The following is a 21,426-nucleotide window of genomic DNA, read 5'->3' on the forward strand; positions in this document are numbered from 1 at the left end:
GCTTCGGGCTGGGTAGTGGAGTTAGCCCTGAAAGAGTGGTGATGCCGGCGCGAATATCGGCCAAGGCAACCTGCCTCACAAGAGAGCAAATTGCATGCCAGTGCCCCGTGATGGGTTTTTTGCCCCAATCTCAAGCGTTGCAGCGAGCATAGGAGAATTTTCGGGCATTTGCCGCACCAATATGGTTCCTGAATAATTGCGAATGACCTGTTTTGGTGCGCTCGAAACCATCTGCACAATAACTGGTTAAACCTTGAGCAATTTCCGCTATAATCCGCGCCCCCCTTTTTCGGCCGGCCCTTCGCGCGCTGTTTTCATGAAACTTATCGTAAAAGTCTTCCCCGAAATCACCATTAAAAGCCGCCCTGTCCGGACGAAATTCATCCGCCAGCTGGCCAAGAACATCCGTACCGTGCTCCGCGACCTGGACCCGGACGTGGTGGTGAACGGCGTGTGGGACAACCTCGAGCTGGAAACCGCGCTGAGCGAGCCCAAGGCCTTGCAGGAGCTGACCGAGCGCCTGTGCTGCATGCCGGGCATCGCGCATTTCCTGCAGGTCGATGAATACCCGCTGGGTGATTTCGACGACATCACCGCCAAGTGCAAGCAGCACTTCGGCGCTGCCCTGCCCGGGAAGATCTTTTCGGTGCGCTGCAAGCGGGCCGGCAAGCACAGCTTCACCTCGATGGAGGTGGAGAAATACGTCGGCAGCCAGTTGCGCCGACAGTGCGATGCCGCCGGGATTTCCCTCAAGGCGCCGGAAATCGAAGTGCGGATGGAAATTCGCGACCAACGGTTGTTTGTCATCCACAGCCAGCACAATGGCCTGGGCGGTTACCCGCTGGGTTCCATCGAGCAGACGCTGGTGCTGATGTCCGGCGGTTTCGATTCCACCGTGGCCGCCTATCAGATGATGCGCCGCGGCCTGATGACCCACTTCTGTTTCTTCAACCTCGGTGGCCGCGCCCACGAGCTGGGGGTGATGGAAGTCGCCCACTACCTGTGGAAGAAGTACGGCAGCTCCCAGCGGGTGCTGTTCGTCAGCGTGCCGTTCGAGGAAGTGCTGGGGGAAATTCTCGGCAAAGTCGATAACAGTCATATGGGCGTAGTATTGAAGCGTATGATGTTGCGCGCGGCCTCGATCATGGCCGATCGACTGCACATCGATGCGTTGGTCACCGGCGAGGCGATCTCCCAGGTGTCCAGCCAGACGCTGCCTAACCTGTCGGTGATCGACTGCGTGACCGAGAAGCTGGTGATCCGTCCGCTGATCGCCAGCCACAAGCAGGACATCATCAACCTGGCGAACGAGATCGGCACGGCCGACTTCGCCAAGCATATGCCGGAATATTGCGGGGTCATTTCGGTGAACCCCAAGACCCACGCCAAGCGCAATCGCGTGGAGTACGAAGAACAGCAGTTCGACATGGCGATTCTCGAGCGGGCGCTCGAGCGGGCCAAACTGGTGCCGATCGATCGGGTCATCGACGAACTGGGCCAGGATTTGCAGATCGAAGAAGTCAGCGTGGCGCTGGCCGGTCATATCGTGATCGACATCCGTCACCCGGATGCTCAGGAAGACGACCCGCTGGAGATCGCTGGCATCGAGGTACAAGCGATGCCGTTTTATGCACTGAACGCTCGTTTCAAGGAACTGGACCCTACTCGCCAGTACCTGTTGTATTGCGACAAAGGCGTGATGAGTCGCCTGCATGCCCACCATTTGCTCAGTGAGGGGCATGCCAATGTGCGCGTTTATCGACCGAGCTAAGTGCCCGGGGCTGTTTGCCTGTGGCTTGCGTCACCGGCCCCCCGACGCCGCCGTCAAGCTGTAACGGCAAAGCCTGACTCTACTGTAAATCGCTGCCAAGACTTGTCAGCACACCGAATCCTCTGATCGAGATACACAAGTGATCGAAAATCTACGCAACATCGCCATCATTGCCCACGTTGACCATGGTAAGACCACCCTGGTAGACAAACTCCTGCGTCAATCCGGCACCCTGGAGCGCAACGAGCTCAACGACGAGCGCGTGATGGACTCCAACGACCAGGAAAAAGAGCGCGGTATTACCATCCTGGCGAAAAACACCGCCATCAACTGGAACGGCTACCACATCAACATCGTGGACACCCCGGGCCACGCCGACTTCGGTGGTGAAGTAGAGCGCGTGATGTCGATGGTCGACTCCGTGCTGCTGCTGGTTGACGCCCAGGACGGCCCTATGCCGCAAACCCGTTTCGTGACCAAGAAGGCGTTCGAAGCCGGCCTGCGTCCAATCGTGTGCATCAACAAGGTTGACCGTCCAGGCGCGCGTCCGGACTGGGTTCTGGACCAGATCTTCGACCTGTTCGACAACCTGGGTGCCACCGAAGAACAGCTGGACTTCAAAGTCGTCTACGCCTCGGCCCTGAACGGTATCGCCGGTCTGGACCACAACGAAATGGCTGACGACATGACCCCGCTGTACCAGTCGATCGTCGACAACGTACCGGCGCCGGCTGTTGACCGTGACGGTCCGTTCCAGATGCAGATCTCCGCGCTGGACTACAACAGCTTCCTGGGTGTTATCGGCGTTGGCCGTATTGCCCGTGGTCGCGTCAAGCCGAACACCCCGGTTGTTGCTATCAGCGCCGACGGCAAGAAGCGCAACGGTCGTATCCTGAAGCTGATGGGTCACCACGGTCTGCACCGCGTGGACGTTGAAGAAGCGGCTGCAGGCGACATCGTGTGCATCAGCGGTATGGACGAGCTGTTCATTTCCGACACCCTGTGCCAACTGGACACCCCGGAGGCGATGAAGCCTCTGACCGTTGACGAGCCAACCGTTTCCATGACCTTCCAGGTAAACGACTCGCCTTTCTGCGGTAAAGAAGGCAAGTTCGTGACCTCCCGTAACATCAAGGAGCGTCTGGACAAAGAGCTGCTGTACAACGTTGCACTGCGCGTTGAAGAAGGCGACTCGGCTGACAAGTTCAAGGTTTCCGGCCGTGGTGAGCTGCACCTCTCGGTACTGATCGAAACCATGCGTCGCGAAGGCTTCGAAATGGCTGTAGGCCGTCCGGAAGTGATCATCCGTCTGGTTGACGGCGTGAAGCACGAACCGTACGAAAACGTCACCATCGACCTGCCGGAAGAATCCCAGGGCAAGGTGATGGAAGAGATGGGGCTGCGTAAAGGCGATCTGACCAACATGGTGCCGGATGGCAAGGGCCGTGTACGTCTGGAATACAACATCCCTGCTCGTGGTCTGATCGGTTTCCGTAACCAGTTCCTGACCCTGACCAACGGTGCTGGCATCCTGACTTCGATCTTCGACCGTTACGACGTGATGAAGTCCGGCGACATGTCCGGCCGTCAGAACGGCGTTCTGGTTTCGGTTGAAACCGGCAAGGCACTGACCTACTCCCTGGAAACCCTGCAGGCGCGCGGCAAGCTGTTCGTCGAGCACGGCCAGGAAATCTACAACGGTCAGATCGTGGGTCTGAACAGCCGTGACAACGACCTGGGCGTGAACCCTACCAAGGGCAAGAAGCTCGACAACATGCGTGCTTCGGGTAAAGACGAAACCATCGCCCTGGTTCCACCTGTTCGCTTCACCCTGGAACAGGCCCTGGAATTCATCCAGGACGACGAGCTGTGCGAAGTCACGCCTAAGTCCATCCGCCTTCGCAAGAAGATCCTGGACGAAAGCGAGCGTACCCGCGCTGCCAAGAAAGCCAAGGCTTGATCGTTTAGCCCCGGCTGAATAAAAAACGCCCCCGACCGCAAGGTCGGGGGCGTTTTTGTTTGTGCGGTTTATCTGATGTTGCCGAGGTGGCGAGTGCTATTCAGTAAAGGCGGTTTGAAGCCAAGCCCACTCGCCACAGGTTCTGGTCAGAAGTTGTACAGCGTCTTGTCCGGTGCCTGGCGTTCCGGGGCCTTCGGCTTGTAGGCGCAATAGCCCGGGCGTGGCCCGATTTTTGGATGGTTTCGGCAGGTGTCCGGGCGTTTGTCGTAGATGGTGCACAACCGCGACTTGCGATCCAGGTACAGGCAATCGTTGTTGCTCATGCGCTGCAAGGTGAAGATCTCGGACTTCTGGTTGTAACGCTCGACGATCCCTTCCTTCTGCAGGCGCTTGGCGATGTTCTTCGGCGGGTCGCCACGCTCGAACTCGTCGACGATGCCGATGCGGATCAGGTCCTTGATCTTCACTTCCACCGGCAAGGTGCAGCAACTGGACATGCAGCCGCCGCACATGTGACTGGAGTATTTCTGCCAGGTTTCGAGGCGGTCGAGTTCCGCGGCGGCGATCAGGGTGGGTTTCATCGGGGCGTTGTCCAGGGTGTATCAGGGCGCGCGATGATACCGGGGCTGGTGGATTTGTGAACAACCTTTTGACGGTTTTTTATACAAGCGCGCCTTTGCAGGGAGATTTCCACATGACTGCATTCTTTTGGGGCAATACTGGCTCGGCGGTTTTTCCCGCGGCCATCTGCAAAAAACGCCGAACCCGCACGGCTGCCTTGGGTCGAACCGTCTAGGCTCAGAAGGCCCGTCTTTCCAATCCTCCATCTCGCTAGAGGTTGTATCGATGTCTCAGGAACCGCTAGTCCGTGAAGCCGAGGTCGCTGCCTTTCGTGAGGCGGTCCTCGCCAAACTTACATACGCGGTGGGCAAGGACCCGGACCACGCGTTTGATCATGACTGGTTCGAGGCTATCGCCTTGGCCGCCCGCGACCATATGGTCGAACACTGGATGGACCACACGCGGCAGATTTATCGCAAGGGCCAGAAGCGGGTGTATTACCTGTCCCTGGAGTTCCTCATCGGCCGGCTGCTGTACGACAGCCTGAGCAACCTCGGCCTGCTGGAGGTGGCCCGGGAGGCGTTGGTGGAGCTGGGCGTGGACCTGGAACGCATCCGTCTGCTGGAGCCCGATGCGGCCCTGGGCAACGGTGGCCTGGGGCGCCTGGCGGCCTGCTTCATGGAAAGCATGTCGACCCTCGGGATCGCCGGTCACGGCTATGGCATTCGCTACGAGCACGGCTTGTTCCGCCAGGCCGTCGTCGATGGCTGGCAGCAGGAGCAGACCGAGAACTGGCTGGACTTCGGCAACCCCTGGGAGTTCGAGCGCGCCGAAGTGATCTATCCCGTCGGTTTCGGCGGCCAGGTGCAGACCGTCACCGATGCCAATGGCGCGAGCCGCCAGGTCTGGACGCCGTCGGAAACCGTGCGGGCGGTGGCCTATGACACGCCGGTGGTGGGGTGGCGCGGGGCCAGTGTGAACACCCTGCGCCTGTGGCGGGCGCGGGCGATGGAGGATCTGCACCTGGAGCGCTTCAATGCCGGCGACCACCTCGGCGCGGTGGCCGAGGTGGCGCGGGCCGAGAGCATTTCCCGGGTCCTGTACCCGGCCGACAGTACCGAAGCCGGCCAGGAGCTGCGGTTGCGCCAGGAGTACTTCTTTGTCTCCGCCTCGTTGCAGGACCTGCTGCGCCGGCACAAGAACATGCACGACTCGGTGCTCAGCCTTGGCGAGCACGCGGCGATCCAGCTCAACGACACCCACCCCTCGATTGCCGTGGCCGAGTTGATGCGCCAACTGGTCGACCTGCACGATATCGCTTGGGATGCGGCCTGGCAGATCACCGTGGAAACCCTCTCCTACACCAACCACACGCTGCTGCCCGAAGCCCTGGAAACCTGGCCGGTGGGCCTGATGGAACGCATGCTGCCGCGGCATATGCAGATCATCTACCTGATCAACGCCCAGCACATCGATTCGCTGCGGGCCAAGGGCATTCACGATTTCGACGTGCTGCGCGCGGTGTCGCTGATCGAGGAGGACAACGGCCGGCGGGTGCGCATGGGCAACCTGGCGTTCCTCGGCTCCCACAGCGTCAACGGCGTTTCCGGCCTGCACACCCAGCTGATGCGCAGCACGGTGTTTTCCGAACTGCACAAGCTCTATCCGGAGCGGATCAACAACAAGACCAACGGCATCACCTTCCGCCGCTGGCTGTACCAGGCCAACCCGAAACTCACGGCGATGATGGTCGATGCGCTGGGGCCGGAGCTGCTCGATAACCCCGAGCAACTGTTGCAGGGCCTGGAGCCCTTTGCCGAGAAGGCCGGTTTTCGCAAACAGTTCGCCGAACAGCGCCTGCACAGCAAGCGGGCCCTGGCGGCCTTGATCCATGAGCGGCTGGGGATCGCCATCAACCCGGCGGCGATGTTCGATGTGCAGGTCAAGCGGATCCACGAGTACAAGCGCCAGTTGCTCAACCTGCTGCATACCGTGGCCCTGTACCAGGCGATCCGTGCCGAGCCGGAAACCGACTGGGTGCCGCGGGTGAAGATCTTCGCCGGCAAGGCGGCGGCCAGCTATCACCAGGCCAAGCTGATCATCAAGCTGGCCAACGATATCGCCCGCACGGTGAACCACGACCCTACCGTACGGGGCCTGCTCAAGGTGGTGTTCCTGCCCAACTACAACGTCAGCCTGGCGGAAAGCATCATCCCGGCGGCGGACCTGTCGGAGCAGATTTCCACCGCGGGTTTCGAGGCCTCGGGCACCAGCAACATGAAGTTCGGTCTCAACGGCGCGCTGACCATCGGCACCCTGGACGGGGCCAACGTCGAGATGTGCGAGCGGGTGGGCGAGGAACATATGTTCATCTTCGGCCTCGGCGCCCGGCAGGTGGAGTCGCGCAGGCGCAACGGCGAGTTCAGCGCGGCGGCGGATGTGGCCGCCTCCCATCGGCTCAACGATGTGCTGCAGGCCATTCGCGGCGGGGTGTTTTCACCGGACGATCCGGCGCGCTACGTCGGGCTGGTGGATTCGCTGATCGACTATGACCGCTTCCTGGTCTGCGCCGATTTCGATTCCTACTGGAGCGCCCAGGCCCGGGTCGAAGCCCATTGGAACGACTCCAAGGAATGGTGGCGTTCTGCCGTACTCAACAGTGCGCGGATGGGCTGGTTTTCCTCGGACCGGACGATTCGTGAGTACGCCACTGAAATCTGGAAGGCATTGGAGTAACTTTTTGCGGCAAGTTGTGCGTCCGGCCCCACTTTCCGGGGGCCGGATCGATATACTACGCGGCATCTTTCGGACGCCGCATAGGGATATCGCGCATGCAATGGATTCTGATGCTGGTGGGCCTGGCATTGGGCTGGCTGGTGGACTCGGTGTTCACCGATGCCTTGATCGGTGCCCTGCTGGGCCTGGGCATCGGCCAGACCTTTCGCCTGATGAGCCTGGGTCGGCAGACCGCCGAGCAGGTGGTTCAACTGGAGCAGGCGCGAAAAGCCCTGGCGAGCGTCGAGCAGCGGCTGCATCAGCTCGAAGTCGCCGTCACCCGAACACCTGAACAGCCTGTGGCCCCGACGCTCGCCGACGTGGCGCCGGAGGTTGCCGCGCCAGCGTCGCCAAGCGTCGCCGAACAGGCGCCCGCGGAACAAGCCCCCGAGCCGATCCCGGAAGTCCTGGGCGTCGCTCCCGAACTGGTCTGGGAGCTGCCGACCGAACTCCAGGCGCCCGCGCGCGAAACGCCGCAGGTCGAAAGCGTCCACGCCGAGGTCGATGCCTGGGCGCCGGAACCGGTCATCGCCCAATCCCGCGAGCCACAAGCACCTCGCGTTCCTCGCGAACCCAACCTGATCGAACGTGCCCTGGCCGGTGCCCGCGACTGGCTGTTCGGCGGCAACACGGTGTTGCGCGTCGGCGTGCTCCTGTTGTTCCTCGGCCTGGCTTTCCTGCTGCGCTATGCCACCGAAGGCATGGTGGTGCCCATCGAGGCGCGCTACGCTGGGGTCGCTGCTTGCGCCCTGGGCCTGCTCGGGCTCGGTTGGTGGCTGCGCCTGCGCAACAGCAACTATGCGTTGATGCTGCAAGGCACCGGGATCGCGGTGCTGTACCTGACGGTCTTCGCCGCCATGCGCCTGCATCCGCTGCTCGACCCTTCGGCAGCCCTGGGTCTGCTGGTGGCGGTCACCGTGTTCTCGGCGATCCTCGCGGTCACCCAGGACGCCCTTGGCCTGGCCGCCGCCGCGGCGCTGGGCGGTTTCGCCGCGCCGATCCTGACCTCCACCGGCAGTGGCAACCACGTGGCGTTGTTCAGCTACTTCGCCATGCTGAACGCCGGCATCCTGGCCATTGCCTGGTTCAAGGCCTGGCGTCTGCTCAACCTGATCGGTTTTGTCGGCACCTTCGGCATCGGTTTCGCCTGGGGCCTGCGTTCGTATAAACCGGAGTTGCTGTGGAGCACCGAACCTTTCCTGGTGCTGTTCTTCCTGATGTACCTGGCGATCGGCCTGCTGTTCGCCCGACGTAAATTGCGCGAGCTGGCCGCCGGGCCCGAGGACGACAGTCGTGATGCGCTGCTGCGCTGGTCGGCGCGCCAGGGCGACTATGTCGACGGCGTCATGCTGTTCGGACCGCCACTGGTGGGTTTCGGTCTGCAATTCGCCGTGGTCCGGCACCTGGAGTTCGCGGCGGCCTTCAGCGCCTTGGCCCTGGGCATCATCTACATGGGGCTGGCGCGGATCCTGGCCGGCGGTCGCGCCTTGCTGCTGGGGGAAACCTGCCTGGCCCTGGGGGTGATCTTCGCCAGCCTGGCGATCCCGCTGGGCCTGGATGCCCGCTGGACTTCGGCGGCCTGGGCGGTGGAAGGCGCAGGGATCTTCTGGCTTGGCGTGCGCCAGCAACGGCCGTTCGCCCGGGTGTTTGCGCTGTTGTTGCAGGTCGGCGCGGCGCTGGCGTTTCTCGGCAAGCTGCAAGTCGGGGAAGTCAACCTGTTGGACGGCGCACCGCTGGGTGCCTTGCTGCTGGGCGGATCCTTGTTGTTCAGCTTCCAGCAATTGCGCAAGGCCGTGCCTGAGCAGCTCTCCCCCTGGGAGCGCCACCTGGCACCGCTGCTGGCCTGTGGCGGCCTGACCTTCCTCTACCTGCTGGCACCGCTGTTCTTCTCCACCCAGGGTACTTCCATCAGTTGGGCGCTGGCCGGGCTGGCGACCCTGTTTGTCGGCCTGCGCCTGCAATCGCGCAGTTTCCTGTTCAGTGCCTTTGCCGTGCAACTGCTCGGTGGCGCCCTGTTCCTGCTGCGGCTGCATGGCGCCCAGGGCGGCTCGACGGCGGTGTTCAATGCCGGCTGGAACGGCCTGATGAGTGCGTCGCTGATCGGCCTGTCACTGATCGCCGGGATGCTGCTGGCGGCCCGCGACGAGATGGTGCGCAACGATGTGCGCCTGCTGCGCAGCCTGTCGGTGGTGTTGCTGGCGGGGCTGGTGCTGATCAATCTCGCGGTGCTGTTCGTCCTGCCCTGGGAAACCGCCAGCGGGGTCTGGGCGGCCAGCGGCTTGTTGATCATCTGGCTGAGCCTGTACCTGCAGCAACGGGTGAGTTTCGTCTTCGGCCTGCTGTTGCAGGTGATCGGTGGCACGGCCTTCCTGCTGGCCGAGCCGGAGCTGTTCCGCGCGCTGTCCGCCGAGGGCTTGCGGCCGTTGGCCCACAGCGGCTTCTGGACACCGATGGTGCTGAGCCTGGCGGCGATGATCGGCGCCTGGCGCTTGCAGCGTGGAACCCCGGCCGCGGCATTCGAGGCCCTGAGCCTGGTGGGGCTGTCCACTGTCCTGCTGATCTGGGGCGCGTTGTGGTGGGCGCTGGCCTGGGTCAGCGAAGTGCTGCGTTTTGTCCCGGCGCATCTCCAGGCCCAGGCGTTGCTGGGGCTGGCGGTGCTCAGCGTGGTGCTCTGGACGCCGCTGGCGGCGCGGCTGAACTGGCCGACGCTGGGCCGGCTCTGCACCTTGCTGACGCCGGTGGCGGTGGTGGTGCTCTATGGCGCCTGGTACCCGGCTTATCACCCGGCGGCCGATTACGGCTGGCTGGCCTGGGCGGCGGTGTTCGTCGTGCATCTGCTGTCCTTGCGCCGCCTGGCGCCGATCCTGCCCGCCCGGGCCATGAGCTATGCCCATGTGCTGGGTTGCTGGCTGATCCTCGGCGTGCTGGCGCTGGAGCTGCGTTTTGGCCTGATGAGCCTGTCCGAGCATTACAACGCCTGGCGCTGGCTGGGCTGGGCGATCCTGCCGAGCCTCTATCTGGTGCTGATGGCCGCACCGCGCCAATGGCCATGGCCGGTGGCGGCGTTCCCACGCGAATATCGCCTGTACGCCGCCTTGCCCCTGGCCGTGCTGATGCTGGCCTGGTTCTGGCTGGCGAACACTTTCAGCGACGGCCAGGCCGAGCCGCTGCCGTATGTGCCGCTGCTCAACCCGTTGGAGCTGGGCCTGATGTTCGCCCTGCTGGGGATCTACCTCTGGTCGCAGAGCGCCGTGGCGCAGTGGGCGCTTCGCCGCGACTACGCGCAGCTGGTCACCCAGGCCGTGGCCGGGCTCTCGTTGTTCGCCTTCGTGACCGCGCTGGTGATGCGCGCCGCGCACCATTGGGGCGGCGTGCCGTTCAACCTGGATGACTTGCTGGCGTCGATGCTGGTGCAGGCCGGCCTGTCGATTGCCTGGACCCTGATTGCCCTGGGCCTGATGATCGGCGGGCATCTGCGTCATCGGCGCGAGGTCTGGCTGGTGGGCGCGGCGCTGATCGCCGTGGTGGTCGCCAAGCTGTTCTTCGTCGAGTTGAGCAACCGTGGCGGACTGGCGCGGATCGTCTCGTTCATCGGCGTGGGTGTGCTGTTGCTGGTGGTCGGCTACTTTGCGCCGCTGCCGCCAAAACGTCCGGAGCCGAAGCCCGGGCAAGCGGAAACTGAAGGAGTGTCGTCTTGATTGGCAAATCGCGCCCGTGCTGGTTGGGCATCATGGGGCTGTGCGTGGCGCTGTCGGCGCTGGCCCAGGAAAAACCGACGGACTACAGCACCCAGGTGCCCCTGAGCCTGAGTGGCGAGGGCCCCTGGTATCGCCTGGAGTTGCCGCTGAGCCTGCAGTTGAGTGCACGCCAGTCCGACCTGAGCGATGTGCGGGTGTTCAATGCCGCCGGCGAGCCCCAGGCCTATGCCCTGGCGCGGGAACAGGCGCAGGCGACGCAGAGCCACAGCCTGACGGATGTGAAGTGGTTCCCGCTGTACAACTCGGCGGATGCACCCCAGGCCACGCCGAGCGTGCGGGTCAAGTCGTCGGCCAACGGCACCCTGGTCGAGGTCAGTCCCACGGGTCAGCAGGAAGCCGGTGAAGAAGTCCTGCGCGGCTGGCTGCTGGATGCCAGCGCGATCAAGGCGCCGTTGCAGCAGCTTGTTTTGGACTGGAGCAGCGAGCGCGATGGCTTCCAGCGTTTCAGCATCGAGGCCAGTGACGACTTGCAGCACTGGCAAGACTGGGGCGACGGGCAGGTGGCGCGCCTGTCCTTTGCCGACGAACGGGTGGAGCAACATGAAGTCGCCTTGCCGGGGCAGTCGGCGCGCTACCTGCGCCTGTTGTGGCAGTCGCCGCAGGCGGCGCCGGCGCTCAGTTCCGCGCGGTTGGCCAGCTCCACCACCAGCAGCCTGCCCTTGCCGCTGGCATGGTCGCAGCCGCTGGCCGGCAGCAGTGCCAAGCCCGGCGAATACACCTGGCAGTTGCCGCTCGGCCTGCCCCTTGAACAGGTACGGGTCGAGCTGGCGCAGGCCAACAGCCTGGCGCCGGTGACCCTGTACGGGCGCCAGGACGGCAATGCGCCCTGGCAGACGCTGGGCAGCGGTTTGCTCTATCGCCTGACCCAGAACGGCCAGGACGTGGTCCGGGACCAGTTGCAGTTGCCCGGCCATGCCGTCGCGCAATTGAAGCTGGTGGTCGACCAGCGCGGCGGTGGCCTGGGGGCGCAGGCGCCGACCTTGCGTTTCGCGGTGCGCAGCACGCAGTTGGTGTTCCTCGCCCGTGGCGAACCGCCGTTTTCCCTGGCGCTGGGCAACCCGACGGTCAAGGCGGCCAACCTGTCGTTGTCGACCCTGATCCCCGATTACAGCCCGCAGCGCTTGGCGGGGTTGGGCAAGGCCACGGCCAGCGGTGGCGCGGTGGCGACGCTGCAGCCGCCGGTGGTGGCGGTGACGCCGGGTCCCGACTGGAAGAAGGTCGGCCTGTGGGCGGTCCTGCTGCTGGGGGTGGCGGCCTTGGCCGGGATGGCGTTCAGCTTGTTGCGCAAGCCGCAGGTGTAGGCGCCTGGCAAGGACCGGGGCAGGCCATTTCCGGCGTTTTTTTGAACTAGGCTCAACCTAGTCCCTGAACTCTCCATGTCAGAACTCGGTCTGATAGGAGGCAATACCTGTCGACTCGCGTTAAACTGCGCGGGTTTTCAGCCCCCCCATTTCCGGAGCCATCCATGTCCCGCGTTACCCTGAGTCGCTATTTGATTGAGCAGACCCGCAGCAACAACACGCCTGCCGATCTGCGTTTCCTGATCGAAGTGGTCGCGCGTGCGTGCAAGGAAATCAGCCATGCCGTCTCCAAGGGCGCGCTGGGCGGGGTTCTGGGCAGCATGGGCACCGAGAACGTACAGGGCGAAGTGCAGAAGAAACTCGACGTGCTGTCCAACGAGATCCTGCTCGAAGCCAACGAGTGGGGCGGTCACCTGGCCGGCATGGCGTCCGAAGAAATGGACAATGCCTACCAGATCCCCGGCAAATACCCGAAAGGCGCCTACCTGCTGGTATTCGACCCGCTGGACGGTTCGTCGAACATCGATATCAACGCACCGGTCGGTACCATCTTCTCGGTGCTGCGTTGCCCGAACGAATACCTGAGCCAGAACGAAGCCTTGAATGAAAAGGCCTTCCTGCAGCCAGGTACCCAACAGGTAGCCGCCGGTTATGCCATCTACGGCCCGCAGACCATGCTGGTGCTGACCCTGGGCGATGGCGTGAAAGGCTTTACCCTTGACCGTGAAATGGGCAGTTTCGTGCTGACCCATGAAGACATCAAGATCCCGACCTCCACTCAGGAATTCGCGATCAACATGTCCAATCAGCGTCACTGGGAAGCTCCGGTACAACGCTACGTCAGCGAACTGCTGGCCGGCGAAGAAGGCCCGCTGAAAAAGAACTACAACATGCGCTGGGTCGCCGCGATGGTGGCGGACGTGCACCGTATCCTGACCCGTGGCGGCTTGTTCATGTACCCGCGTGACAGCCGCGAGCCGTCCAAGCCGGGCAAGCTGCGCCTGATGTACGAAGCCAACCCGATGTCGTTCCTGGTGGAACAGGCGGGCGGTGCGTCCACCGACGGCCACCAGCGTATCCTCGACATCCAGCCTGAAGGCCTGCACCAGCGTGTCGCGGTGTTCCTCGGCTCCAAGGAAGAAGTGGCGCGGGTCACCGACTACCACAAGGGCTGACCCATGTCCGCGCCCTGGCAGCCCTTGCTCGCGTGGTGGTTCGGTTCAGCCGAGACGCCCGCCGCGATGGTGGCTGACAAGGGCCGGTTGTGGTTCGGCAAGCGCGACAGCCAGGACCTTGAAGCGCGCCAGCGTTTCGGGGTTCAGGTCGAGCAGGCACTGGCCGGCGGATTGGTCGAGTGGACGCAATGTCCCGAAGGCTGGCTGGCCGTGGTGATCCTGCTCGATCAACTGCCGCGGATGATCTTCCGTGGCACCCCCAAGGCTTTTTCCGGTGATGCCCGCGCCCAGGCGCTGGTGGCGCAGGGGATAGCCGCGGACTTCGATCGGCGGTTGTCGGCGATGCAGCGGGTGTTCATCTACCTGGTGCTCGAGCACTGCGAGAACCTGGCGGTGCAGAACGAGGCGGTGTCGCGCTATGCGGCGTTGCAGCGGGAGCAACCGGAGGTGGATCGGGCGGTATTTGCCGATCATCTGGACTATGCCGAACGGCATCACAGGATCATTGCCCGGTTCGGGCGCTTTCCCCATCGCAATGCGCTTCTCGGGCGTGAATCCACGGCTGAGGAAGTGGCGTTCCTGCGCGAGCCCGGTTCAGGTTTCTAACCTGGTATTGAGGCTGGCGCGGACTTTGTAGGAGCCGGCTTGCTGGCGATGGCGGCAGATCAGGCGATGCAAGGCTCACCGGCCTCATCGCCGGCAAGCCGGCTCCTACAGGTTTCGCTGTGCTCTGTAGGAGCAGGGGCCCGCAAAATCCAAGGGATCCTAGATCCGGAAAGTCCCCACCAGATGCTTCAATCGCGCCGCCTGCTGCTCCAGGTCCGCACAGGCGCGCAAGGTCGATTGCAGGTTTTCCACGCCTTCCTGGTTCAGCATGTTGATCTCGGTAATGTCGACGTTGATCGACTCCACCACCGCCGTCTGCTCCTCGGTCGCGGTCGCCACCGACTGGTTCATGCCGTCGATCTCGCCGATCCGCTGGGTCACGCTGCCCAGTCGCTCGCCCGCCTGGTTGGCAATGCCCACGCTGTTTTCGCTCTGACGCTGGCTGTCGGTCATGATGCCCACCGCTTCCCGGGCGCCGACCTGCAACTCCTCGATCATCTTCTGCACCTGCTGCGCAGAATCCTGGGTGCGGTGCGCCAGGTTGCGCACCTCATCGGCGACCACCGCAAACCCGCGCCCGGCCTCACCGGCACGGGCGGCCTCGATGGCGGCGTTGAGCGCCAGCAGGTTGGTCTGCTGGGAAATGCCGGTGATCACTTCGAGAATCTGCCCGATGTTCACCGTGTTGCTGTTCAGGGTTTCGATATTGCCGCACGAATCGCTGATCTTGGCCGACAGTTGCTGCATCGCGTTGATGGTCTTGTCCACCACCTGCTGACCGTCTTCGGCCAGGTTGCGGGCTTCGCTCGAATGCTGCGAGGCGAGGGCGGCGTTCTGCGCGATCTCCTGGGCCGCGGCACCGAGCTGGTTGATCGCCGCGGCCACGCTGCTGGTACGGCTGGCCTGCTGGTCGGAGTTGAGCATCGACGAGTTGGAGGCGCTGACCACCCGCAAGGCCACTTCGTTGACCTGGCCGGTGGCCGAGGCCACTTCACGGATCGAAGTGTGGATACGCTCGACGAAACGGTTGAAGGACATGCCCAGGGTGCCGAACTCATCGTGGCCGTGGATGGTCAGGCGCTTGGTCAGGTCGCCTTCGCCCTCGGCGATGTCATGCATGGCGCGGCCCATCAGGTGCAGCGGCTGCATCAGCACACGAATCAGCATGCCCAGCAGGGCGATGATGATGATCACGGCGATCACCGTGGCGACGATCGCCGAGGTGCGAAACTCGCTGAGCATGGAGAAGGCAGTGTCCTGGTCGAGCACCAGGGCGACGTACCAGTCCACCGAGGACACGCCGTTGACGTGGGTGAAGGAAATGAACTGGTGCTTGCCGTCCGCGTCGACTTCCTTGAGCCCGGCACTGATTTTCGGTGCGCCGGCCGGATAGGCGTCGGAGAGGTTTTTCAGGATCAGCTTGCTGTCCGGGTGGATCAGGATCTTGCCGTCGGCGCTGACGATGAACGCATGCCCGTGACCGCCGAAGTTCAACGAGTTGATGATGGCGCTGATGCTGCCCAGGTCGATGTCGGCGCCGGTCACGCCGATAAACTGGCCCTGATGCTGCACCGGGGTGGCCAGGGTGATCACCAGCTTGCCGGAGGAGGCGGCGATGTAGGGTTCGGTGACGATGGTCTGCTGGGCAGCGGTGGCGGCCTTGTACCAGCCACGGGTGCGCGGATCGTAGTCGGCGGGACGGCTGCCCACCGGAACCGAGGTCATCACGCCTTCCGCGCTGCCGAAATAGCTGAGCTGGAAGTTGCTGGAGTAGGCGGGCAGGCCGATGGCGTGTTTCAGGCTGTCGGCGGAGCTGCCATCCGCGGCGATCTGCTGGGACAGCGATTGCAGCAGTTGAATGCGACTTTCCAACCAGGTCTGGATATTGCTGGTGGTCAGGCTGCCCAAGGCCTGCATCGAGTCCTCGGTGCTGTGACGCAGAGCCTCGCGTTGACGGTAGTCGTTGAACAGGATGAAGCAGGCGAATGCCACGGCGACCACCAGGGCCGCCGCCAACAGGATCTTATGGCTGAATTTGAAATTTTTGGTCATGAAATGGGCTGTCCGCAGGGGGGCTGGTCACCAGGGGGCGTCAATTTGCCACAGGTCTCGACCTATGGGGCAATTTCTCTTGGTCAACGTTGGTGTCGGAAGTCCTTGTCCTGCTTTTCCATTGCTCGCCATGGCGGGGTGTCGCGCCTTGAATGGCTACTGACCGGCCGTCCATGCAGGCAATGGGGTATTGCCCCTTTATGTCGGCACCTTTGCACTGAATATTAATTTTCGAGGGGCAAAGCCGACGAAATGCCGGTTTCGCGGAAAAAAATGCCTGAACAGCCCCGATGGAAAGGGCCGTAAGAAAAGGTCGTAGGCTCGGGAACCAGATGGGCATTTTCTCTTCTAAGCTTGCGGTAGGCAGCCGTGCCACCTTTGAGCCCCAGGAGTTCCCCCCATGTCGTTGCGCTCTCTCGCCCTTGTGTCGTTTTGCGTGCTGTTGGTCGCATGCAGCAGGGTCAATCAGGAAAACTACTCGAAACTGTCCACCGGCATGGCCAAGGCGGATGTCGAGAAACTGCTCGGCTCACCTTCGGACTGTTCCGGGGCACTCGGCATGTCCAGTTGCACCTGGGGCAACAAGAACAGCTTTATCAGCGTGCAGTACGCCGGTGACAAAGTCCTGATGTTTTCCGGGCAAGGCCTGAAGTAAACCGGGGCGATCGCCCTCGGGAGAAGAACAATGCTGCGTTTAGTGGTTACTCTTTTGGCTGGCTTGTTGCTGGCCGGTTGCGCTACGTCAGGCGACGATTTGGCGCCCAAGACCGCGGGTCATGTGGACCTGAAACGTTACCAGGGCACCTGGTACGAACTGGCACGAATGCCGATGTATTTCCAGCGCAATTGCGCGCAGTCGGAAGCCCGCTACAGCTTGATGGCGGATAACAAGGTGGCGGTGTTCAACCGTTGCCTGACCGAGAAGTGGACCTGGGAAGAAGCCAAGGGCACGGCGACGCCGCAGGTGCCCGGGCAGACCGACAAGCTGTGGGTGAAGTTCGATAACTGGTTCACCTCGCTGTTGCCGGGCGTGGCCAAGGCCGATTACTGGATCCTGTACGTCAGCGACGACTACAAGACCGCGATTGTCGGCAATCCGAATCGTCGCTACCTGTGGTTGTTGTCGCGGACCCCCCGGGTCACCGAGGACACCCGTGAGGACCTGCTGAGCAGGGCGCGCCAGCAGGGTTACGACACCTCCCGGCTGATCTGGCGCACACCGGATTCGAAGATGCCGAACTGAATCCGGCACACCACTACCTAATGTGGGAGCCGGCTTGCCGGCGATGGCGTCCTTGAGGCCTGCATCGGCCTTTCGGTCGTCATCGCCGGCAAGCCGGCTCCTACAGGTACGCGTTCCAGGTCGATAGGATTTTGGGGCTCAGTTCAGCAGATCGCGCAGCACCTGGGTAAACGCCCGGGCGCTCTCTTCTTCGCCCGCGTGGCGTCCACCGCGCACCGCCCACTGGCCGTTGACCATCACATCCCGTACCTGGCGGTCGCCGCCGGCGAACAACCAGCGGTTGAGAATGCCGTCGTCCTGCGCCGTCGCCAGGTACGGGTCGCTGCCGTCGAGCACCAGCCAGTCGGCGCGCTTGCCCACTTCCAGTCGACCAATCGATTGCCCCAGGGCCTGGGCGCCGCCGTCCAGCGCGGCGTCATACAGCGTGCGCCCGACCATCGGCTGATCGGCGCGATACAGGCGATTGCGCCGCTGGTCCCGCAGGCGCTGGCCATATTCCAGCCAGCGCAGTTCTTCCACCACGCTCAAGGAGACATGGCTGTCGGAACCGATGCCCATCCGTCCGCCCTGGGCGAGGAAGTCCACCGCCGGGAAAATCCCGTCGCCGAGGTTGGCCTCGGTGGTCAGGCACAGGCCGGCAATCGCCCGGCTGCGCGCCATGCGGGTGACTTCCTCGGCGTCGGCGTGGGTCGCGTGCACCAGGCACCAGCGCTCGTCCACCTCGACATTGTCGTACAGCCATTGCAGCGGGCGCTTGCCGCTCCAGGTCAGGCAGTCGTCGACTTCCTTCTGTTGCTCGGCGATATGGATATGCACCGGGCAGTGCTTGTCGCTGGCGGCCAGCACTTCGTCGATCTGCTGGGGTGTCACCGCCCGCAACGAGTGGAAGCACAACCCCAGGGCCTGTGCCGGCTGTTTGGCGAGCAACGGCTGCAAACGTGCCTGCAACTTCAGGTAATTCTCGGTGCTGTTGATGAAGCGGCGCTGCCCTTCGTTGGGCACCTGGCCGCCGAAGCCGGAATGGCTGTAGAGCACCGGCAGCAGGGTCAGGCCTATGCCGGCGTCCGTGGCCGCCTGGCTGATGCGCAAGGCCAGTTCGGCCGGATCGGCGTAAGGCTGGCCGTTGCAGTCATGGTGCACATAATGGAATTCGGCCACCGAGGTGTAGCCGGCCTTGAGCATCTCGATGTACAACTGGCGGGCGATGATGCCCATCTGCTCCGGGCTGATCTTGCCGACCAGCCGATACATCAGGTCGCGCCAGGTCCAGAAGCTGTCGTTGGGGTTGCCGGCGACTTCCGCCAGCCCACCCATGGCGCGCTGGAAGGCGTGGGAATGCAGGTTCGGCATGCCCGGCAGCAGCGGGCCGCCCAGCCGTTCGGCGCCTTCTGCATGGGAATCGGCCTGGACCTGGGTCAGCACGCCCTCGGCGTTGACCTCCAGGCGTACGTTGTTGGCCCATCCACTAGGCAGCAGCGCGCGTTCGGCAAAGAAAGCGGACATGGTTAAGCACCCCATCGTGTGTTATTTGTATATACATATACAGACGTTTGCCTGCCCGGTAAACTCCGGCAAGCTAACCATCTTTAAATCGAACAAGGATTTCCCGTGCCGACTCCGCCTGCCAACCCACCGCTGGCTGCCCATATGGGCGACAGTCCGGCGCCGCTCTATGCCCGCGTCAAACAGATGATCAGCCAGCAGATCGACAGCGGAAACTGGCCGCCGCATTACCGCGTGCCGTCCGAGAGCGAACTGGTGGAACAACTGGGCTACAGCCGCATGACCATCAACCGGGCCCTGCGGGAAATGACCGCCGAAGGCCTGCTGGTGCGCATGCAGGGGGTCGGCACTTTCGTCGCCGAGCCGAAGAGCCAGTCGGCGCTGTTCGAAGTGCACAACATCGCCGACGAGATCGCCTCGCGCGGCCATCGCCACACCTGCCAGATCATCACCCTGGGCGAAGAGGCCGCCGGTTCCGAACGGGCCGTGGCCCTGGACATGCGCGAAGGGCAGAAGGTGTTCCACTCGCTGATCGTGCATTTCGAGAACGATATCCCGGTGCAGATCGAGGATCGTTTCGTCAACGCGCTGGTGGCGCCGGACTACCTCAAGCAGGATTTCACCCTGCAGACACCTTACGCCTATCTGTCCCAGGTCGCGCCGCTGACCGAGGGCGAGCACGTGGTCGAAGCCATCCTCGCCGACGCCGAGGAGTGCAAGTTGTTGCAGATCGAGCCGGGCGAGCCGTGCCTGCTGATTCGTCGCCGGACCTGGTCCGGTCGTCAGCCGGTGACTGCCGCTCGTCTGATTCACCCCGGTTCCCGTCATCGTCTGGAAGGACGCTTTACCAAATGAGTCAGTTGAAAGTCTTGCGCGCGGCGGATTACCCGCGCATGCCGTGGAAAAACGGCGGTGGCAGCACCGAGGAAATCACCCGCGACGCAGGCGAAGGCCTGGACGGTTTCGGCTGGCGCCTGTCGATTGCCGATATCGGCGAGTCGGGCGGGTTTTCCACCTTTGCCGGGTACGAGCGGATCATTACCGTGCTGCAAGGCGCGGGCATGACCTTGCAGGTCGATGGCCAGCGCACGCGGGCCTTGTTGCCGCTGGATCCGTTTGCCTTCAGCGGTGCCAGCCAGGTGAGCTGCACCTTGATCGACGGGCCGATCCGCGACTTCAACCTGATCTATGCGCCGGATCGCTACAGCGCGCGCCTGCAGTGGCTTGATGCCATGCAGCCCAAGCGTTTCTTCAGTTCGGCGGCGGTGTTGCTGGTTTTCAGTGTCAGCGAGCAATTGCATGTCGGCCTGGGTAACAGCGGTTATGAAGTGCTGGGGCGGCATGACTGCCTGCAGCTGGACGGTAACAACGGGCTGCTGGAGGTGGCAGTGACCGGGCGTTGCTGTGTGATCGAGCTGACCTCGATTCGCTGACGTTCACATTGGGTTGCAATCATCCGATTGCATCCCTTTTGTCCTCTACATAGTCTTTCTCGCAACACACCCGCCATGCCTATGGTTGCCTCGGCAACCAAGCACAAATCGAGCGGGTTTTTTATGCCTGGATATTTTTCGATGCAGCTTGCCAAGCTGCTCCCATCCCGCACCACTGTGTTACCGAACGCCCCAACATGGCGCGAATCTTTGTTTCGGTAACATTTTCCTACCTGCAGCCTGTCATGCTCCTACAAGTTTAATTTTCCGGCAGAAGCCCCGTCCCAAGGCCCTTGCGGGCTATTCTGAAAAATTCTTCAGCACGCGATTCTCAAGTTGGCCGCTTGATTGCATATGCTTGTATGTACAAGTAAATATGTGTGCGTATGAGTCATCAGGGAGAGCTGCGCACCACCCTAATTTTCGCTTGTGACGGATTTTCCCGCACAAGCTCGCTCGCCCACTGCCTGGGCTGGTTTGGACGATCGCAGAGGAGTTGTTTCGTGACTGAGAATACCCAGAAACCTACCGCCACTTTTACCAAGCGCCGTGACGTCGAAATCCGCGCCGCCCGTGGCAACAAGCTGACCGCCAAGAGCTGGCTGACCGAAGCGCCGCTGCGGATGCTGATGAACAACCTCGACCCGCAAGTGGCCGAGAACCCCAAGGAGCTGGTGGTCTACGGCGGTATCGGCCGGGCCGCGCGCAACTGGGAATGCTACGACAAGATCGTCGAGAGCCTGACCAACCTGAATGACGACGAGACCCTGCTGGTGCAATCCGGCAAGCCGGTCGGCGTGTTCAAGACCCACAGCAACGCCCCGCGCGTGCTGATCGCCAACTCCAACCTGGTACCGCACTGGGCCACCTGGGAACACTTCAACGAACTGGATGCCAAGGGCCTGGCCATGTACGGCCAGATGACCGCCGGCAGCTGGATCTACATCGGCAGCCAGGGCATCGTCCAGGGCACCTACGAAACCTTCGTCGAAGCCGGTCGCCAGCACTATGACAACAACCTGAAAGGTCGTTGGGTCCTGACCGCGGGCCTCGGCGGCATGGGCGGCGCCCAACCGCTGGCCGCGACCCTGGCCGGCGCCTGCTCGCTGAACATCGAATGCCAGCAGAGCAGCATCGATTTCCGCCTGAACAGCCGTTATGTCGATGAGCAAGCCAAGGACCTCGACGACGCCCTGGCGCGTATCGCCAAATACACCAAGGAAGGCCTGGCCATTTCCGTCGCCCTGCTCGGCAACGCGGCTGAAATCCTGCCGGAACTGGTCCGTCG

General features: G+C 62.9%; 15 protein-coding genes. 12 read left to right on the forward strand and 3 right to left on the reverse strand.

The features are described from left to right. Window positions 1-316: 316 nt before the first annotated feature. Window positions 317-1,771, forward strand: coding sequence for a tRNA uracil 4-sulfurtransferase ThiI (gene thiI / locus UCMB321_RS02410; RefSeq protein WP_040063515.1), 1,455 nt, complete (start codon window positions 317-319; stop codon window positions 1,769-1,771). A gap of 139 nt (window positions 1,772-1,910) precedes the next feature. Next, on the forward strand, window positions 1,911-3,731 hold the full coding sequence (gene typA, locus UCMB321_RS02415; protein ID WP_040063516.1) for a translational GTPase TypA: 1,821 nt from the start codon (window positions 1,911-1,913) through the stop codon (window positions 3,729-3,731). A 146-nt stretch (window positions 3,732-3,877) separates the two neighbouring features. On the opposite strand, the gene UCMB321_RS02420 is transcribed toward typA, so the two are convergent. Next, entirely contained in the window at window positions 3,878-4,312 is a 435-nt protein-coding gene (locus UCMB321_RS02420; RefSeq protein ID WP_040063517.1) for a YkgJ family cysteine cluster protein, read from the reverse strand. 265 nt (window positions 4,313-4,577) lie between these two features. On the opposite strand from UCMB321_RS02420, the gene UCMB321_RS02425 reads away from it, so the two are divergent. The 5 genes from UCMB321_RS02425 to UCMB321_RS02445 all read left to right on the forward strand — a co-directional run bounded on the left by UCMB321_RS02425 (window position 4,578) and on the right by UCMB321_RS02445 (window position 13,907). Next, on the forward strand, window positions 4,578-7,028 hold the full coding sequence (locus tag UCMB321_RS02425; RefSeq protein WP_040063518.1) for a glycogen/starch/alpha-glucan phosphorylase: 2,451 nt from the start codon (window positions 4,578-4,580) through the stop codon (window positions 7,026-7,028). Window positions 7,029-7,123: 95 nt separating this feature from the next. After that, on the forward strand, window positions 7,124-10,765 hold the full coding sequence (locus UCMB321_RS02430) for a DUF2339 domain-containing protein (RefSeq protein WP_040063519.1): 3,642 nt from the start codon (window positions 7,124-7,126) through the stop codon (window positions 10,763-10,765). Between the two features lie 32 nt (window positions 10,766-10,797). Continuing rightward, window positions 10,798-12,126 (forward strand): DUF3999 domain-containing protein, encoded by a 1,329-nt coding sequence (locus UCMB321_RS02435; RefSeq protein ID WP_052451056.1) that lies wholly within the window; start codon window positions 10,798-10,800, stop codon window positions 12,124-12,126. A 164-nt stretch (window positions 12,127-12,290) separates the two neighbouring features. Then, entirely contained in the window at window positions 12,291-13,301 is a 1,011-nt protein-coding gene (locus UCMB321_RS02440) for a class 1 fructose-bisphosphatase (RefSeq protein ID WP_040063521.1), read from the forward strand. 3 nt (window positions 13,302-13,304) lie between these two features. Next, window positions 13,305-13,907, forward strand: coding sequence for a DUF924 family protein (locus tag UCMB321_RS02445; protein WP_040063522.1), 603 nt, complete (start codon window positions 13,305-13,307; stop codon window positions 13,905-13,907). 159 nt (window positions 13,908-14,066) lie between these two features. Here the strand turns inward: UCMB321_RS02445 and UCMB321_RS02450 are convergent, their stop codons facing one another. Beyond that, the gene (locus tag UCMB321_RS02450; RefSeq protein ID WP_040063523.1) at window positions 14,067-15,959 is read right to left on the reverse strand and encodes a methyl-accepting chemotaxis protein; all 1,893 of its coding nucleotides are present in this window, start codon (window positions 15,957-15,959) and stop codon (window positions 14,067-14,069) included. Between the two features lie 400 nt (window positions 15,960-16,359). Here UCMB321_RS02450 and bamE point away from each other — a divergent pair, with 400 nt between their 5' ends. Then, on the forward strand, window positions 16,360-16,614 hold the full coding sequence (gene bamE / locus UCMB321_RS02455; protein WP_040063524.1) for an outer membrane protein assembly factor BamE domain-containing protein: 255 nt from the start codon (window positions 16,360-16,362) through the stop codon (window positions 16,612-16,614). Window positions 16,615-16,644: 30 nt separating this feature from the next. Beyond that, window positions 16,645-17,202: a lipocalin family protein gene (locus UCMB321_RS02460; protein ID WP_040063526.1), complete on the forward strand. Its 558-nt coding sequence runs from the start codon at window positions 16,645-16,647 to the stop codon at window positions 17,200-17,202. Window positions 17,203-17,340: 138 nt separating this feature from the next. Here UCMB321_RS02460 and UCMB321_RS02465 read toward each other — a convergent pair whose 3' ends face one another. After that, complete coding sequence (locus tag UCMB321_RS02465) at window positions 17,341-18,705, reverse strand: formimidoylglutamate deiminase (protein WP_040063527.1); 1,365 nt, start codon at window positions 18,703-18,705, stop codon at window positions 17,341-17,343. A 144-nt stretch (window positions 18,706-18,849) separates the two neighbouring features. Here UCMB321_RS02465 and hutC point away from each other — a divergent pair, with 144 nt between their 5' ends. The 3 genes from hutC to hutU all read left to right on the forward strand — a co-directional run. Further along, window positions 18,850-19,560, forward strand: coding sequence for a histidine utilization transcriptional repressor HutC (hutC, locus tag UCMB321_RS02470; RefSeq protein WP_209437120.1), 711 nt, complete (start codon window positions 18,850-18,852; stop codon window positions 19,558-19,560). Then, complete coding sequence (locus tag UCMB321_RS02475) at window positions 19,557-20,138, forward strand: HutD/Ves family protein (protein WP_040063529.1); 582 nt, start codon at window positions 19,557-19,559, stop codon at window positions 20,136-20,138. The genes hutC and UCMB321_RS02475 overlap by 4 nt, the downstream gene beginning before the upstream one ends. A gap of 503 nt (window positions 20,139-20,641) precedes the next feature. Beyond that, the coding region (gene hutU / locus UCMB321_RS02480; protein ID WP_040063530.1) for a urocanate hydratase at window positions 20,642-21,426 on the forward strand (785 nt) is incomplete at its 3' end.

The sequence above is a fragment of the Pseudomonas batumici genome (assembly GCF_000820515.1).
Lineage (GTDB): Bacteria > Pseudomonadota > Gammaproteobacteria > Pseudomonadales > Pseudomonadaceae > Aquipseudomonas > Aquipseudomonas batumici.

What these genes read in the sequence shown, in the direction of transcription:
- UCMB321_RS02450 (WP_040063523.1), bottom strand. Translation starts at nt 15,959, where the DNA reads ATGACCAAAAATTTCAAATTCAGCCATAAGATCCTGTTGGCGGCGGCC.
- bamE (WP_040063524.1), top strand. Translation starts at nt 16,360, where the DNA reads ATGTCGTTGCGCTCTCTCGCCCTTGTGTCGTTTTGCGTGCTGTTGGTC.
- hutC (WP_209437120.1), top strand. Translation starts at nt 18,850, where the DNA reads ATGGGCGACAGTCCGGCGCCGCTCTATGCCCGCGTCAAACAGATGATC.
- UCMB321_RS02435 (WP_052451056.1), top strand. Translation starts at nt 10,798, where the DNA reads ATGGGGCTGTGCGTGGCGCTGTCGGCGCTGGCCCAGGAAAAACCGACG.
- UCMB321_RS02420 (WP_040063517.1), bottom strand. Translation starts at nt 4,312, where the DNA reads ATGAAACCCACCCTGATCGCCGCCGCGGAACTCGACCGCCTCGAAACC.
- UCMB321_RS02440 (WP_040063521.1), top strand. Translation starts at nt 12,291, where the DNA reads ATGTCCCGCGTTACCCTGAGTCGCTATTTGATTGAGCAGACCCGCAGC.
- thiI (WP_040063515.1), top strand. Translation starts at nt 317, where the DNA reads ATGAAACTTATCGTAAAAGTCTTCCCCGAAATCACCATTAAAAGCCGC.
- UCMB321_RS02465 (WP_040063527.1), bottom strand. Translation starts at nt 18,705, where the DNA reads ATGTCCGCTTTCTTTGCCGAACGCGCGCTGCTGCCTAGTGGATGGGCC.
- UCMB321_RS02430 (WP_040063519.1), top strand. Translation starts at nt 7,124, where the DNA reads ATGCAATGGATTCTGATGCTGGTGGGCCTGGCATTGGGCTGGCTGGTG.
- UCMB321_RS02460 (WP_040063526.1), top strand. Translation starts at nt 16,645, where the DNA reads ATGCTGCGTTTAGTGGTTACTCTTTTGGCTGGCTTGTTGCTGGCCGGT.
- UCMB321_RS02425 (WP_040063518.1), top strand. Translation starts at nt 4,578, where the DNA reads ATGTCTCAGGAACCGCTAGTCCGTGAAGCCGAGGTCGCTGCCTTTCGT.
- UCMB321_RS02475 (WP_040063529.1), top strand. Translation starts at nt 19,557, where the DNA reads ATGAGTCAGTTGAAAGTCTTGCGCGCGGCGGATTACCCGCGCATGCCG.
- UCMB321_RS02445 (WP_040063522.1), top strand. Translation starts at nt 13,305, where the DNA reads ATGTCCGCGCCCTGGCAGCCCTTGCTCGCGTGGTGGTTCGGTTCAGCC.